At 70.0% G+C, this 16,405-nt stretch carries 11 protein-coding genes; 2 read left to right on the top strand and 9 right to left on the bottom strand.

Annotation, left to right across the window (positions count from 1 at the left end):
* Positions 1–59 precede the first annotated feature (59 nt).
* The gene (locus MHY20_RS05900; RefSeq protein WP_239375592.1) at positions 60–2,054 is read left to right on the top strand and encodes a cation-translocating P-type ATPase; all 1,995 of its coding nucleotides are present in this window, start codon (positions 60–62) and stop codon (positions 2,052–2,054) included.
* 97 nt (positions 2,055–2,151) lie between these two features.
* Here MHY20_RS05900 and MHY20_RS05895 read toward each other — a convergent pair whose 3' ends face one another.
* Positions 2,152–4,092 carry a BCCT family transporter gene (locus MHY20_RS05895; RefSeq protein WP_183376805.1) on the bottom strand — a complete coding sequence of 647 codons (1,941 nt, stop codon included), beginning with the start codon at positions 4,090–4,092 and terminating at the stop codon, positions 2,152–2,154.
* Between the two features lie 292 nt (positions 4,093–4,384).
* Positions 4,385–5,878, bottom strand: coding sequence for an NAD-dependent succinate-semialdehyde dehydrogenase (locus MHY20_RS05890; protein ID WP_239375590.1), 1,494 nt, complete (start codon positions 5,876–5,878; stop codon positions 4,385–4,387).
* 327 nt (positions 5,879–6,205) lie between these two features.
* Between MHY20_RS05890 and MHY20_RS05885 the strand changes: the two genes are divergently transcribed.
* Positions 6,206–7,597 carry an MFS transporter gene (locus MHY20_RS05885; protein WP_239375588.1) on the top strand — a complete coding sequence of 464 codons (1,392 nt, stop codon included), beginning with the start codon at positions 6,206–6,208 and terminating at the stop codon, positions 7,595–7,597.
* A 60-nt stretch (positions 7,598–7,657) separates the two neighbouring features.
* Here MHY20_RS05885 and MHY20_RS05880 read toward each other — a convergent pair whose 3' ends face one another.
* From MHY20_RS05880 to MHY20_RS05850, 7 genes are all read right to left on the bottom strand, one after another.
* Positions 7,658–9,856: an FAD-dependent monooxygenase gene (locus tag MHY20_RS05880; protein WP_239375586.1), complete on the bottom strand. Its 2,199-nt coding sequence runs from the start codon at positions 9,854–9,856 to the stop codon at positions 7,658–7,660.
* A gap of 73 nt (positions 9,857–9,929) precedes the next feature.
* On the bottom strand, positions 9,930–10,859 hold the full coding sequence (locus MHY20_RS05875; protein ID WP_239375584.1) for an aldolase/citrate lyase family protein: 930 nt from the start codon (positions 10,857–10,859) through the stop codon (positions 9,930–9,932).
* Positions 10,856–11,686 (bottom strand): fumarylacetoacetate hydrolase family protein, encoded by an 831-nt coding sequence (locus MHY20_RS05870; RefSeq protein ID WP_239375583.1) that lies wholly within the window; start codon positions 11,684–11,686, stop codon positions 10,856–10,858. The genes MHY20_RS05875 and MHY20_RS05870 overlap by 4 nt, the downstream gene beginning before the upstream one ends.
* A complete protein-coding gene (hpaD, locus tag MHY20_RS05865; protein WP_239375582.1) occupies positions 11,683–12,720 on the bottom strand; it encodes a 3,4-dihydroxyphenylacetate 2,3-dioxygenase in 1,038 nt (345 codons plus the stop codon). The genes MHY20_RS05870 and hpaD overlap by 4 nt, the downstream gene beginning before the upstream one ends.
* 78 nt (positions 12,721–12,798) lie before the next feature.
* The gene (gene hpaE / locus MHY20_RS05860; RefSeq protein WP_239375581.1) at positions 12,799–14,298 is read right to left on the bottom strand and encodes a 5-carboxymethyl-2-hydroxymuconate semialdehyde dehydrogenase; all 1,500 of its coding nucleotides are present in this window, start codon (positions 14,296–14,298) and stop codon (positions 12,799–12,801) included.
* Complete coding sequence (locus MHY20_RS05855) at positions 14,295–15,056, bottom strand: GntR family transcriptional regulator (protein ID WP_183377306.1); 762 nt, start codon at positions 15,054–15,056, stop codon at positions 14,295–14,297. Before MHY20_RS05855 ends, hpaE begins: the two co-directional genes overlap by 4 nt.
* The coding region (locus tag MHY20_RS05850) for a fumarylacetoacetate hydrolase family protein (protein WP_239375580.1) at positions 15,053–16,405 on the bottom strand (1,353 nt) is incomplete at its 5' end. The genes MHY20_RS05855 and MHY20_RS05850, both read right to left, overlap by 4 nt.

Genomic DNA, 16,405 nt, shown 5'->3' with positions numbered 1-16,405 from the left:
TGGGGGCATCGGTCCCGGAACGCTCAGCCGGTCTCACCAGCGTGTTCTACGCTGAAACCATGAGCACCACAGCACCCACGGTCTGGCAGAAGATCGACCGGACGGACGCCCTCCGAGTCGGATTCGTGGTGCTGTGCGCGGTCCTCGTGTTCGCCGGCCTGCGCTGGCCCGCCCCCGTCCCCGCCGTCGCCGTCATCGGCCTCGGCGTAGGGCTGTGGCCGATCCTCACCGAAGCGTGGCAGGACATCCGCGGGCGCCGCATGAGCATGGAGCTGTCCATGCTGATCGCCATCGTCGCCGCCGCAGCGATCGGCGAATGGACCACCGCCCTCGTCATCACCGTGTTCGTGCTCGCCGCCGAGATCCTCGAAGACCTCGCCCTCGAGCGCGGCCGCGGCGCCCTCACCTCTCTGATGGAGTTCCTGCCGGACGACGTCCAGGTGCGCCGCGACGGCCACATCCGCACCATCCCCCTGGACCAGCTGGCCGAAGGCGACACCGTCATCGTCACCCCCGGTGAGCGCATCGCCGTGGACGGCGTCGTCACCGCCGGCGAATCCACCGCCGACCAAGCGTCCATCACCGGCGAATCCGTCCCCGTGGACCTCGTACCCGGCAGCGAAGTGTTCGCCGGCTCCATCAACCAGGTCGGTGCCCTCGAAGTGCGCGCCGAGAAGGTCGGCGCCGACTCCTCCTACGGCCGGATCGTCACCGCCGTGCAGGACGCACAGGAGCAGGCGCCGCCCGTGCAGCGCCTCGCCGACCGGCTCGCCTCGTACCTCGTGTACCTCGCGCTCGGCGGCGCGGTCATCACCTTCCTCATCACGCAGGACCCGCGCTCCACCATCGCCGTGATCATCGTGGCCGGGGCGTGCGGCGTCGCCGCCGGCACCCCGCTCGCCGTGGTCGCCGCGATCGCCCGCATCGCCCGCACCGGCGCGTTCGTCAAGGGCGGCGCCCACCTCGAGGCCCTGTCCGAGGTGGACGTGGTCGCCTTCGACAAGACCGGCACCCTCACCACCGGCACCCCGCGCGTGGTGGGCCTCCGCCCCGCCGACGGGGTCAGCGAAAAGCATCTGCTGCTGACCGCCGCCAGCGCCGAACAGTTCTCTGAGCATCCCCTCGCCGCACCGATCGTCGACCTGGCGCGCAAGCTCGGCATCGCCCTCATGCCCGCCGACGACTTCGAGTACCGCGTCGGCTCCGGCATCGCCGCCCGCATCAATGGTCACGAGGTCACCGTCGGCTCCCGCCGCCTCATCCCCGACGCCCCGCGGGTGGTCCGCGACCAGGGGGAGGCGACCGCGGTGCACGTGGCGGTCGACGGGCGCTGCATCGGCACGGTGCTGCTCGCCGACACGATCCGCGACTCCGCGAAGACGATGATCAGCGACCTCACCCGCCGCGGCATCCGCACGCTCATCATCACCGGCGACACCGAACCCACGGCCCGCGCCGTGGCCCGCGAACTCGGCATCACCGATGTGCGCGCCGAACTGCTGCCGCACGAGAAGCTCGAGGTGATCCGTCAGGAGCGGGAAGCGGGGCACCGCCTCGCCATGATCGGCGACGGCGTCAACGACGCGCCCGCGCTCGCCCACGCGCACGTCGGCGTGGCGATGGGGTCCGGCACCGGGGTGGCGCAGGAGAGCGCCGACGTCATCCTCATCAGCTCGGACCTGCACGATCTGGCCCGCACTGTCGCGATCGCGAAGCGGGCACGCGCGATCGTCATGGCCAACTTCATCGGCACGATCGCGGTGGACGTCATCGGCATCGTCCTCGCCGGTTTCGGCCTTCTGTCGCCGGTCGCTGCGGCGGTCATCCACGTGGGCTCCGAGACGGTGTTCATCCTGAACTCGGCGCGGCTGATCCCGGGGCGCGCCTCGAAGCATGAGCTGAAGGAGTCGCCCAAGGAGGAGGGGCCGGGCAGCGGCCCCGATGGCGGCGCCGGCGCAGATGCTGATGACGCTGCGCGCGGCGGTTCGGGTTCCGGGAAGGCGTTCGGCCTGCTGCCGAAGCGCCCGAAGCGCACCCCCGGCATCACTGTCTGAGGATCGAGCACGGGCTCCACGGCCGTTACCCGCAGCTGACCGCGGGCCGCTGGCGCGCCCAGCCGCCGCGCTTCGCCGTCGAGCGCTGGCGACTGTTCTACGCGTCGGAATCCGCGGCGCGGTGGGACCCGTCGGTCCCCTCGCCGCGCGGTTCGCCGTCCTCCCCGCGCGGCTCGCGGCGCTCCTCGTCTTCCAGCAGCTTGCCGTCCTCGTCGACCGGGTTGCCGTGCTCGTCGAGGTAGGCACCGATCTCGTAGTCGTAGGCGACGGGGTTGCCGTCCTCATCGGTGCGGGCGTACCAGTCGGTGAGCTCCTCCGCGTGCGAGTCGTAGCCCGCGCCGGCGGCGTACTCGCCCTCCTCCGGGATCACCCGCAGGGAGAAGTTGTCGCCGTGCTCCTCGATGCCGTACCGCACCGCGTTCGCCACCGCCGACTTCTCGTAGTCGCTGCGGATCACCAGCGGGTCGGTGCGCATCTCCTTGAACAGCGCCACCGCCATCAGCACCAGCACCACCGCGAACGGCAGCGCCGTGATCGTGATCAGGTTCTGCAGGCCCTGCAGCGCATCCTTGCCCGCCATCAGCAGGATCACCACCGCGATCCCGGCCATCAGGATCGCCCAGAACGCCGTCACCCACCGGTTCGGGTTCGGGTTGCCCTTCTGCGACAGCTGCGAGTTCACCAGCGACGCCGAATCCGACGTGGTGATGAAGAAGACCGCGAGCATCACAATCACGATCGGCGCCACGAACTGCGCACCGGGCAGCTGATCCAGCACCGCGAAGAAGATGTCCTCCGGCTTCGGCAGCGCGTCGATGTCGTTGCCCGGCGCGATCCTCTCCCCGTTGTGCCGCTGCAGATAGATGGAGGTGCCGCCGAGGATCGTGAACGCCAGCACGATGATCGTGGACGGAATCGTCAGCACACCGATCACGAACTGGCGCACCGTGCGGCCCTTCGAGATCTTCGCGGTGAACACGCCGACGAACGGCGCCCACGACACCCACCACGCCCAGTAGAACGTGGTCCACGTGGACAGGAACTCATTCATCTCCTCGGAGTCCGCGGTCGTGGCGGACAGCATCTCCGGCAGCTGCGAGAAGTACTGCGTGATCACACCCGGAATGATGTTCACCAGGAACACCGTCGGCCCCGCCACGAAGAAGAACAGCGCCAGCACCATCGCCAGCATCAGGTTCACGTTCGACAGGCGCTTGATGCCCTTCGCCACGCCGGACACCGCCGAGATGATCGTGCCGATCGTCAGCAGCACGATGATCACCAGCGCGAGAGTGTTCGCCCCCGGCGACCAGCCCGTCACGAGCGTGAAGCCGGAGCCGATCTGCAGGGCGCCGATGCCGAGCGAGGCGGCCGTCCCGAACAGTGTGGCGATGATGGCGAGTCCGTCGATGATGCGCGCCGGCACACTGTCCGTGCCGCCGCCCCACAGCGGGGTGAGGATCGAACTCATCAGCGGCACGCGGCCGCGCCGGAACGACACGTAGGCGACCGCGAGGCCGACGATCGCGTAGATTGCCCACGCGTTCACGCCCCAGTGCAGCGCCGCCTGCACCATCGCACCCTTCACCGCCTCCATCGACGCCGGCTCGTACGCGCCGGGTCGCGGAGACAGGTAGTAGGTCATCGGCTCGTACGGGCCGAAGAAGATGATGCCGATGCCGATGCCCGCGCCGAACAGCATCGCCGCCCACGACACGGTCGAATACTCCGGCTTGTCGCCCTCGAGCCCCAGCGGGATCCGGCCGTACTTCGAGAACGCAAGGAACAGCAGGAACAGCACCATGCCGATGGCGAGGCTGTTGAACACCCAGCCGAGGTTCGTCATGATCCAGCCGAGAGCGGCGGTGGTCGCGGCGAGCACCACGTCCGGCTGGATGACGCCCCACAGCACGAACCCGGTGACGGCGGCGCCCACGATGATCAGCATCGGCTTGTCGATGCCGTAGCGGATGCGCTGATCGTCCACATCCACACCGGGAACGAGCGCCGGGTGGATGTTGTGCGGGTAGCGGTCCATCTCCTTGAAGAAGCGCCCCGCGGCCTGTTTCGCCCGGGCGGGGGCGCCGACGGGTGCCGCCGCGGCACCGGCGGAGGGGGTGCCCGGGGCTGCAGGATGCGCAGCGGCGCGGCGGGCGGCTGATGTGGACTGCTCTGACGGGTCGGACGGGTGCGGGGGAGTCATCGGTTCACCGTGCTTCGCAACTGGGGGCGGCTCGCGGGTCGAGCCGGCGATCTGCTGTTCAACCGTACAGCGAACCGAGCGACAGCGCAGGGCACGGGCCCGGGGAGGGAACCCGTCGGCCTCCTTCTCAGCGGCCGACGGGGCGCCGCATGTAGAACGGCTCCAGGTACTCCTCGAGACCCCGAGCCGAGCCCTCGCGCCCCAGGCCGGACTGCTTCACACCGCCGAACGGCGCCGCCGCATCCGAGGCGACGCCCACGTTGATCGCCAGCATGCCCGACTCGATGCTCTGCACCACGGCGTCGACCTCGGCGGGGTCCTCGCCGATCACGTAGCTCATCAGGCCGAACTCAGTGTCGTTCGCGGCCGCGATCATCTCCTCAACATCGTCCATCACGATGATCGGGGCGACCGGCCCGAAGATCTCCTCCCTGTTGACCCGCGCGGAGCGGGGCACATCGCCGAGCACCGTCGGCTGGAAGAAGTGACCGGGCCCATCCACACGGGCCCCGCCGGTGAGAACAGAAGCGCCGCAGTCGACTGCGTCCTGCACGAGCTCTTCGATCTTGTCGACCGCCTTCGCCTCCACCATCGGGCCCATCGTGGTGCCGTCCTCCACGCCGGGGCCCACCACGAGGTGTTTCGTCTCCTCCACGAGGCGGCGCGTGAACTCCTCCGCCACGCTCGCGTGCACATAGAACCGGTTCGCGGCCGTGCACGCCTCACCGTTGTTGCGGAACTTCGCCGGCATCGCCGCCTCGACCGCCGTGTCGATGTCCGCACTGGGCAGCACGAGGAACGGCGCATTGCCGCCCAGCTCCATCGACGACTTCAGGACCCCGTCGGCCGCCAGCTTCAGCAGCTCCTTGCCCACAGCCGTGGAGCCGGTGAACGACACCTTCCGCAGGCGGGGGTCCGCCATCAGCGTGGAGGACAGCGCACCGGAATCCTTCGTGACAACGCAGTTGACGACCCCGTCGGGCACGCCCGCGTCCTTCAGCGTCTGCATCAGCAGCAGCATCGACAGAGGAGTGAGCCCAGCCGGCTTCACCACCACGGTGCAGCCCGCGGCCAGCGCCGGCCCCACCTTCCGCGTCCCCATCGACAGCGGGAAGTTCCACGGCGTGATCGCGAGGACCGGCCCCACGGGGCGCATGCCCACCGTGATGGTGTGATCGGCCGACGGGGCCCGCCCGTACGCCCCGGGCAGGCGCACTGCCTCCTCGCTGTACCAGCGGAAGAACTCCGCGCCGTAGGTGACCTCGCCGTACGCCTCCTCGAGGGGCTTGCCCATCTCGAGCGTCATGAGGAGGGCGAAGTCATCAGCGCGCTCCAGGAGGAGGTCGTAGGCGCGGCGGAGGATGTCGGAGCGGGTGCGGGGAGCGGTGGCCGCCCAGTCCCGCTGGGCGGCGACGGCGGCATCGAGTGCGGCGGTGCCGACCTCGGCGGCGTCGGCGTCGCCCACCTCCACGAGGGTCTCCTCCGTGGCGGGGTTCTCCACCGGGAACGTGCGGCCGGCCTCGATGAACTCGCCGCCCACGAACGAGGTGGTGGGGATGCGGCCGAGCAGATCGGCGATCCGCTCCTCGGTGACGGCGGGACGCTTCGAATCGGCGGACATATCGCTCTCCTCACTGAGTGGCGCGGCGCAGGCGGCGCAGCGGATCTCCTCGGATCGTATATGAAGCCTGGGTCACATTCCAGGGGATTGCATCGACCCGACCCGCGACCTCAGATCTGGGCGCGCACGCACTGAAGCGGGCCGCGGTTCCGCGGGCCGGCATATACGATCCGCGAATTCCTGCCCGCACCGCCGCGGACGCCGGTAGAGTGCCGCGCATGTGAGCGCCACCACATCGCTCAGTGTGCGGTGCGGTGGACGGGCGGCACCCGTCGGCCCCTCGGCTCGCACCCCCGACCCCGCGTCCCGGACCGCAAGGAGGCCCGCTTGTCCGCCGCAGCCGCCACCACCAGCCCCGACCACTTCGAGGTGTCCCCCACGGAGCGCCGACGCGTCATCGGCGCCACCATCGTGGGCACCACCATCGAGTGGTACGACTTCTTCATCTACGCCTTCGCCGCCAACCTCGTGTTCGGCACCCTCTTCTTCGAACCCGCCGGCGAAGGACTCAAACACGTCCTCGCGCTGCTCACCATCGGCCTGTCGTTCCTGTTCCGACCCTTCGGCGCGTTCCTCACCGGCCACTTCGGCGACAAGATCGGGCGACGCCCCATGCTCGTCATCACCCTCCTGCTGATGGGCGTCGCCACCACCTGCGTGGGCCTGCTGCCCACCCACGCCACCATCGGCATCGCCGCGCCGATCATGCTGATGTTCCTGCGCGTCCTGCAGGGCATGGCCGCCGGCGGCGAATGGGGAGGCGCCGCACTCATGTCGGTGGAGCACGCCGGCCCCGGCCAGCGCGGCCGCTTCGGCATGTACCCGCAGCTCGGGGTGCCCGCCGGCATGCTCCTCGCCTCCGGCGCCCTCGCCCTCATGACCACCATCGCCCCGGGCGACGCCTTCCTCTCCTGGGGCTGGCGCGTGCCGTTCCTCGCGTCGTTCCTGCTGATCGCCGTCGGCATGTACATCCGCTCCCAGGTGTCCGAATCACCGGTGTTCGAGCACATGCGTGAGACCGCGCAGCGCGAGACCCAGCCGATCGCCGTGCTGATGAAGAGCCACTGGAAGCTCGTCCTCACCGCCGCGCTCGTATTCGTCGGCAACAACGCCGTCGGCTACATGGTGACCGGCGGCTTCGTGCAGGGCCTCGCGTCCCGCCCGCCGTCCGACGGAGGCCTCGGATACAACCCGACCCACGTCCAGCTGGCGGTGCTCGTGGCCGCCGTGGTGTGGATGGTCTTCACCTTCATCGCCGGCATCCTCTCCGACCGCATCGGCCGACGCCCCACCTACCTCATCGGCTACGCCCTGCTCGCCGCCGCCGTCATCCCCCTGTTCCTGTTCGTGGACATGGGCGTGATCGGTGTCCTCATCGGCTGCTGCCTGCTGTCGGTGGGCCTCGGCTTCACCTACGGACCGCAGTCCGCGTGGTACGCCGAGACGTTCCCCGCGTCGGTCCGCTTCTCCGGCGTGTCGATCTCGTACGCGATCGGTGCGGTCCTCGGTGGTGCGTTCGCGCCGTCGATCGCGCAGACCCTTCTGCAGCAGACCGGCACCACGTGGGCGATCGTCGGGTACCTGCTGGTCACGATCGCGGTGGCGACCACCGGCGCGCTGCTGCTGCGCGACCGGCCCGGCATCCCGCTGGACGCCGAGTTCGAAGAGTCCGGCGAGTGGGAGACCTGGAAGCCGGCGCCTCGCCCCGCCACGGCCTGAGCCGGGGGTCGGGCGACGGTCACGGCCCGCCGCCCGGCCCAGGCCCCCGCGCCGCGCGGGTCAGATGTCTGCGATGACCTGATCGTCCTCGGCCACGGTGCGGATCTCCGCCCGCGCGGCACCGTCCTCGCCGTCCGAGGCGGACCCGCCGAGAGTCGAAATGACCCCCGCCTCCGCATGCGCACCGCCGCCGAAACCGCCCGGCTTCCCGGCGGGCTGACCGGACGCACTGCGCTCGCGCAGCAGGTCGCGGCCCTCTGCCAGCACCCGGCGCGCCTCAACCGCAGCCGGCGCGTCCGCATCCAGCAGGAACGGTGCGAAGAACTCACCCACCAGCTCCGGGCGATCCAGCGGCAGCACCGCCGACACGTACATGTCCGGCCGCACGATGATCACCGCACCGTCACGCGACACACCGCGGCGGTCGAAGATGTCATCGCCCTCCTCCGCGGCGTACACCAGCTCCTGGTCCCGCACCTGGAACGGGCCGAACCGGGGACGGAACACATCCGGCACGTCCTGAGGCTCGAATGCGTTGTGGTCGTCCTGGTAGATGACCTTGACGTCGAACAGGGCACCGGCATCATCGGCACGCGTCCAATCGGCGTCGCGGGCACCGCGGTTCGGCGACTGCGTGCGCACATACGGTGAGGACGGATCCTCCGCGAACCAGCGCGCCCACGCCCGCACCGCCGACTCCTCCGACGCCGCCGGCGCAGAATCCGCGAACACGTAGATCCGCCAGCGCCCGTCGGCCCGCATATGGTGACCGAGCTCCACCGGCACCGCGTCGCAGTGACGGCGCACCGGTGCGGAGCGGAAGCGCTTGCCGAGCGGGAACCCGTCGGCCAGCGACTGGTCCGACAGGTCCGACGTCAGCAGCTGGCCGCGCACATACGTCACCCCGAACCCGGACGCCTGCTCCTCGCTCTTCACATAGTGCGCGGTGACCTCCTCGGGGTCCACACCGCCGAGCTCCGGATGCTCCGGGTCGAACGTGCGGGCGCCCATCAGCGTGGACCATTCGCGGTCGAACTCGATGAGTTTGCGGGCCACGTCCTGACGCTCCTGCGAATACGTGTCCAGCAGGCCGGGGACAGCACGCCCCGTGAGGACATGGCCGAGCTTCCAGCCGAGGTTGAACGCGTCCTGCATCGACACGTTCATGCCCTGCCCCGCCTTCGCCGAATGCGTATGGCATGCATCCCCGGCGGTGAACACGCGCGGATGCTTCGAGCCGCGCTCATCGGGGCGGACGTCATCGAACGAGTCGGTGACGCGCTGCCCCACCTCGTACACCGACCACCACGCCACATGCCGCACATCCAGGGTGTACGGGCGCATGATCGCCTGCGCGGTCTCCACGATCGTGGACAGGGGCGTAGCACGCACCTTCTCCTTGCCGCCGTCCGGGATCTCCCCGAGGTCCACGTAGATCCGCACCAGGGAGTTGCCCTCGCGCGGGATGTAGAGGATGGAGCCGGAGGTGGACTGGATCGCGCATTTCGTGCGGTAGTCGGGGAAGTCGGAGTCGGCGAGGACGTCCATGACGCCCCACGCGTGGTTGCGGGAATCGCCGTGCATCTTGCCGCCGATGTCGCGCCGCACCTGCGAATGCGCACCGTCGCAGCCCACGGCGTACTTCGCCCGCACCGTCCGCTTCTCACCCTCGTCCTCGCCGGCGGAGCGGACCAGGTGCGCTTTCACGGGATGGGTGGCCGACGGGTCCGCGGAGACCTCCAGGTGCTCCAGCGCCCAGCCGTAGTCGGGCCGCAGCCGGGCCGGGGAGTTCGCGGCGAACTCCGCGAAGTAGTCCTGGACGCGGGCCTGGTTGCAGATGACGTGCGGGAACTCCGAAAGCACGCCGTCGCGGTCATGCGCGGAGTCCTTCGTGACCTCGGCGCGGTAGATGTGGTCGCGGTTCTCCTTCGAGGGGCGCCAGAAGGACATCTCGGTGATCTCGTACGCCTCCTGCAGGAGGCGGTCGGCGAACCCGAACGCCTGGAACGTCTCGATGGAGCGGGCCTGGAGCCCGTCGGCCTGCCCGATCTCGAGGCGGCGGTCGCGCTTCTCGATGATGCGGCAGGTGACCTCTGGGAACTGCGACATCTGCGCCGCCAGCAGCATGCCGGCTGGGCCGGTGCCGACGATCAGCACATCCATCTCGTCCGGCAGGTCGTCCGGGCGGTCCACGCCGCGCCCGGCGGCGGGTTCGATGCGGGGGTCGCTGATGACGTACCCGTGGTGGTGGAACTGCATTGGTCGTCCTCTCGGGTGAACAGGGGCGGCCGGTGGCCGGGTGACGGCGGGCGGCCGGTGGGCAGCAGGGGTCTCAGTAGGCGGCTGGGGTGTCAGGCGAGCCGGGGGCGTGCTCCAGCGGCTCACCGGGGTGGCCCTTGGACCAGCGGCGGTGACGGTCCACTGCGGCGATCGCGCCCTGCACCATCAGGGTGACGTCTGCGGACACCACCACGAAGTCGACATCGTGGTCCCGCCAGCGGTCCGCCACCGCGGGAGCGAACGCGTTGATGCCGACGGGCACCCCCGCCTCCTGCGCGATGCCGATCACCTGCTCCACCGCGGCCACCACCTCGGGTGCGCCCGGGTTGTTCGGGTAGCCCATGGAGCCGGCGAGATCGGCGGGACCGATGAAGATGCCGGAGACGCCGTCGGTGCCGGCGATGTCACGGGCGTTCTCCACACCGGCACTGGACTCGATCTGCACGATCACGTTGACGTGCTGGTCGGCCTGGTGCACGTACTCCGGCACCTGGCCCCAGCGGGAGGAGCGGGCGAGGGCGGCGCCGATGCCGCGGGCGCCGTACCGGCCGCCCTTCTCACCCGGGTAGCGGGCGGCGTCAACAGCGGCGCGGGCCTGCTCACCGGTGCCGACCTTCGGGATGATGAGGTTCTGCGCGCCGATGTCCAGCACCTGCTTGATGCGGACCGTGTCGTTCCACGGCACCCGCACCAGCGGGGTGGCGGGGTAGGCGGCGGTGGCCTGCAGAACCCGCAGGATGCCGTCGAGCTCCATCGGGCCGTGCTCACCGTCGATGATGAGGAAGTCCGCCCCGCTGGAGGCGAGGATCTCCCCGGCCACGGAGGAACCGGAGGAGTTCCACAGGCCCACCAGGGGCCGGAACCCGTCGGCCCGCCCCTCGGCGGCGGCGCGGGCCTCATCGACCCGCTGGTGGAAGGTCGGCGGCAGGATCACGCCGCGGGCGCGGGCATCCGCCATGGTCCGGTTGATCTCGTGACTCATTCGAAGGACACCTCCACTGCCCCCAGGTCCTGGTACTCCACCCGGAAATGATCGCCCACCTCGGCCCACACGGGCCGGGTGAAGGAGCCGGCGAGGATGGTGTCACCGGCGCGAAGACCGTCGCCGTGACCGGCGATCCTGTTGACCAGCCACGCCGCGGACAGCGCCGGGTCGCCGAGGACCCCGCCGGACACTCCGGTCTCGGTGATCTGGTCGTTGACGAAGCACTGAGCACCGATCCACCGCAGGTCACGGGCGTCCGGCGCGAAGCGGAGGTCCTCACCGCCGAGGACCATGGCGCCGAGGGCGGCGTTGTCGCTGATGGTGTCGACGATCGTGCGGCCCTTCAGCTGCACGTGCGCGTCGAGGATCTCCAGCGCCGGCACCACGTAGTCGGTGGCGGCGATGACGTCCGCTGCGCCGATGTCCTCCCGGCCGGGAGTGCCGGCGAGGTCGTGCTTCAGCACGAACGCGAGCTCCACTTCGACCCGCACGTTCGACCAGCGGTCGTGGCGCACGCGCTCGCCGGAGCGGATCACCTGGTCGGCGAAGATGACCCCGTAGTCCGGTTCGGTGATGCCGGTGGCGTCCTGCATCGCCTTCGAGGTGAGGCCGATCTTGTGGCCCACCACAGTGCCGCCCTGGTCTTCGCGGCGCTGCCGCCACACGCGCTGCACGGCGTAGGCGTCCTCCACGGTCATGCCGGGGTGGCGCGGGGAGATCAGGTCGATGGTGCCGCCGGTGGTCGCTGCGCGCAGCAGGTCGTCCGCGATGGCGACGGTCTGCTCCTCGGTGAGGGTGCGGCCGGTCTGGGGAACGCCGGTCACAGCTGGTTCCCCAGTTTGAAGCCCTTGGACGCCTCGCCCCGGTAGGTGCCGTCCTCGTCGCCCTCGCGGGTGTAGGAGAACCCGTCGGCGCCGATCGTCACCTCCATCTCGGAGGAGTCGGTGCGCTGGGTGAGCGGCTGGACGGCGCCGTCGAGGTCGAGGACGCGGGAGGCGTCGGTGTACCAGGACGGCACCACGGGGTTGCCCCACCAGTCGCGGCGCTGGTTGTCGTGCACGTCCCAGGTGATGACGGGGTTGTCCGGATCGCCGGTGTAGTAGTCCTGCGTGTACACCTCGATGCGGTGCCCGTCGGGGTCCCGCAGGTACAGGTAGAACGCGTTGGAGACGCCGTGGCGGCCCGGTCCGCGTTCGATCTGGTCGGACAGCCGCAGGGCGCCGAGCTTGTCGCAGATCTGCAGGATGTTGTGCTTCTCGTGGGTGGCGAACGCGATGTGGTGCAGGCGGGGCCCGTCACCGCCGGTGAGGGCGGTGTCGTGCACGGTGCCCTTGCGGTGCATCCACGCGGCGTAGGTGGTGCCGGCCTCGTCCTTGATGTCCTCGGTGACGCGGAAGCCGAGCTCCTCGAGGTACTTCCGGCCGCGCGGCACATCGGGGGTGACCTGGTTGAAGTGGTCGATGCGGACGAGCTCCCCGGCGGAGATGAGGTCGTAGCGCATATGGAGGCGCTCGGCGTGCTCCACCTCGTGGAAGAACTCGTACGGGAAGCCGAGCGGGTCCTCGACGCGGACGGTGTCGCCGACGCCGCGCACGAACCCGTCGGCCCGCCGCTCCACCCGGCAGCCCATCTCCCGGTAGTACGCCTCGGCCGCGTCGACGTCCTCGGGGGTGCGCACACGGTACGAGATGGCGGCGACGGCCGGCTCATCGCCCTGGCGCAGCACGAGGTTGTGGTGGATGAACTCCTCGAAGGAGCGCAGGTAGATGACCTGGTCGTTTTCCTCGGTGACGTGCAGACCGAGGACGTCCACGTAGAAGCGGCGCGACGCGGCCAGGTCGGTGACGGGTGCGGACATGGGGACTCTCCTTTGAGTGCCGATGGCGGAATGGGGGAGGGGCCGACGGGTGCCGAAGCGGGCCGACGGGTGCCGGCGTCAGCAGGCGCTGGCGCCGAACCGCTTCGTCTTCACATCGCCGAGGGTGATGTGCACGGCCTGCTGGTCGGAGTAGAAGTCGAGGGAGCGGTAGCCGCCCTCCTGGCCGAGGCCGGACGCCTTCACACCGCCGAACGGGGAGCGGAGGTCGCGCACGTTGTGGCTGTTCAGCCACACCATGCCGGCGTTGACGTTCTGGGTGAACAGGTGGGCGCGCTGCACGTCCCGGGTCCAGATGTAGGCGGCGAGGCCGTACTTCGTGTTGTTCGCCAGCTCCAGGGCCTCCTCCTCCGTGTCGAACGGGGTGATGGCAACAACCGGCCCGAAGATCTCCTCCTGGAAGATGCGGGCATCCGGCCGGACATCGGCGAACACCGTGGGCGCCACGAAGTTGCCCTCCTCGCTGAAGCCCTCGGGGCGGCCGCCGCCGGCGACCAGACGTCCCTCCTGCTTGCCGATCTCCACGTAGCTCATCACCTTGTCGTAGTGCTCGGGGTGCACGAGCGCCCCCACCTCGGTGGCGGGGTCGGACGGGTCGCCGACGATGACGGCCTTCGCGCGGGTGGCGTAGCGCTCCACGAACTCGTCATAGATCGAGCGCTCCACCAGGATGCGGCTGGAGGCGGTGCAGCGCTCACCGTTGAGGGAGAACACGCCGAAGAGGGTGGAGTCCAGGGCGGCGTCGAGGTCGGCGTCGGCGAACACCACGGCGGGGGACTTGCCGCCGAGCTCCATCGACAGGCCCTTGAGGTGGTCGGCGGCGTTGCGGAAGATCAGCTGCCCGGTGGAGGACTCGCCGGTGAAGGAGATGAGGGGGACGTCCTCGTGCTTGACGAGGGCGTCACCAGCGGTCTCACCGAAGCCGTTGACGAGGTTGAACACGCCCGCGGGCAGTTCCGCCTCTTCGAAGATCCCGGCCCACAGGGATGCGCTCAGCGGCGTGAACTCGGCGGGCTTCAGCACCACGGTGCAGCCGGAGGCGAGGGCGGGGCCGAGCTTCCACGACTCCAGCATGAACGGGGTGTTCCACGGGGTGATGAGACCGGCCACGCCCTTGGGCTTGCGGTTCACGTAGTTCATCTGCATGCCGGGGACCTTGTAGGCGTCGTCCCGCTGGGCGACGATCAGGTCCGCGAAGAAGCGGAAGTTCTCGGCGGCGCGCTGCGCCTGCCCCTTCGCCTGCGTGATCGGCAGGCCGGAGTCGAACGACTCCATGGCGGCGAGCTCCTGGTCACGGGACTCGACGATGTCGGCGATGCGGTTGAGGACGCGGGCGCGCTCGCGGTTCTTCATCCGCGGCCACGGGCCGTCCTCGAACGCGCGGGCGGCGGCGGCGACAGCACGGTCGATGTCGGCCTTGTCGCCGCTGGCGGCGCGGGTGTAGACGGTGTTGCCGACGGGTTCCAGGACCTCGAACGTCTCCCCGGAGACCGATTCGACGCGTTCGCCGTCGATGTAGTGGGGGATCAGGTCGGGAATGTTCTCGGGGCGGGTGGTCATGCGGGTGCTCCTTCGCTCGCGGTGGTGATCGCGGGGCTCGTGCTGTCAGGTCTCGTGCGGTCGAGTCTTGTGCGGTCGGGGACGATGCCGGCCGTGCTGTGCGGCTGGTCGGCGTGGATGCGCGCCAGGTAGGCGCGCGGGGTGGTCATGCGGTGCTCCCGCATCGCCAGTTCGATGTCGATGCCGGCGGCGCCGCTCTCGATGAGGTGCAGGATCCGCTCGTGCTCCTCCACGGAAGCGGCGGCGCGGTCCGGAACGAAGCTGAACGTGGAGTTCCGCAGCGCGGACAGGCGGTTCCACGCGCGGTCCACCAGCATCACCAGATGCGGGTTCGGACACCGGTGGGACAGCGCCCGGTGGAACTGCTCGTTCAGGTGCGTGAACTCGACGGCGTCGAAGTCGCCGGCGGCGGCGAGGTCGCGCATCTGTTCGTTGACGGCGCGGGCCTCAGCGACCTGTTCGGCCGTCAGGGACGGCGCGGCGAGCGCCACGGCGGCGGATTCGATGACGCTCATCGTCTCCATCGTGTGGACGTACTCGCTCTCGTCGATGGCGGCGACGCGCGCGCCCACGAACTTCTCGAACGTCACGAGCCCTTCGGCCTGCAGGCGGCGGATCGCTTCGCGCACGGGCACCACGGAGGAGCCGATCTCCTCACCGATGTGCTCGAGCTTGAGGCGATCGCCGGGCAGGTAGTCGCCCTGGACGATCCGCTGCTGGATCATCCGGTAGGCGCGCTCGGACTTCGTGGCGGTCATCGCTGCTTCTCGAACTCCGCCCGCCATTCGGCGTTCATCGGGAACAGGCCCTCCACCGGGTGGCCCTCGGCGACGCGCGCGGCGATGAACGCCTCCTCCGCCTCCTTCGTCTCGCACGTGGAGATGATGTTCTCGAGCATCGACGGAGGGATCACGAGGACGCCGTCGTCATCGCCGACGATCACATCGCCCGGCTGCACCGTCGTGCTGCCGCAGGCGACGGTCTCGTCGATGCCCCAGGGGACGTGCCGGCGGCCCAGCACGGCCGGGTGCCCGCCCTTGTGGTACGTGGGCAGGCCGATCTCGGTGACTTCGGCGAGGTCGCGGACGCAGCCGTCGGTGACGATGCCGGCGGCGCCGAGAGCACGCGCGCGCAGGGCGAGGATGTCACCGAGGGTGCCGGCGTCATCCACACCGCGGGCATCCATCACGAGCACATCGCCGCTGGTCAGGGAGTCGAAGAGGCGCTTCTGGGCGTTGTAGCCGCCGCCGTGGGACTTGAACAGGTCCTCCCGGTTCGGCACGTACCTCAGGGTGCGGGCGGTGCCGATCAGCTTCTTCCCCGGCTGGGTGGTGCGCACCCCGTCGATGGAGACGTTGTTCAGGCCCTTGGAGCGCATCACGGAGGAGATGGTCGCCAGCGCCACCTTCTCGATGCGCTCGCGCATGTCGTCGGTGAGCGGGCCGACGGATCCGGCGCCCCCGTCGGCCCCGGAGAACTCACTGATGTCCCGGCCGGAGGCGTCCGCCCACTGCTGCGCGGTGGGCTTCGGCTGCGGGGAGAACGGCTCGAGGTCCACCGTGCCCTGCACCGCCTGGGTGCGGAGGCGGCCGGAGGAGAGGGCGGGGTCCTCCGACCCGCCGGCGGTGACCTCGACCTCCACCACCTGGCCGGGGCCGAAGGTGGAGGCGCCGGCGGGCGTGCCGGTGAGGATGACATCGCCCTTCTCCAGGGTGATCAGCTGCGAGAGGTCGGAGACGATCTGAGGCAGCGGGAACAGGAGAGTGGACGTGGAGTCCTCCTGGACGAGGTCGCCGTCCAGCCAGACGCGGATCGCGATGTTCGCCGGATCGAGGCGGTCCGCGGGGATGAGCCGGGGACCGATCGGGGCGTAGCCGTCGCCGCCCTTGGAGCGGACGTTCGCTCCCTTATCGGCCCAGCGGAAGTCGAACGCGCCGAGGTCGTTCGCGGCGGTGACGGCGGCGACGCGGCCCCAGGCGTCGGTGGGGGAGACGCGGCGGGTCCGCTCTCCGATCACCAGGGCGATCTCGCCTTCGAATCCGAGGATCTCAGCGCCCTTCGGCAGCTCCACCACGGTGGGGTCCTCACCGGTGGGGGTGGTGAGGGA

This window comes from Helcobacillus sp. ACRRO, assembly GCF_022347125.1.
GTDB lineage: Bacteria > Actinomycetota > Actinomycetes > Actinomycetales > Dermabacteraceae > Helcobacillus > Helcobacillus massiliensis.
This window is presented reverse-complemented; position numbering and strand designations above follow the sequence as displayed.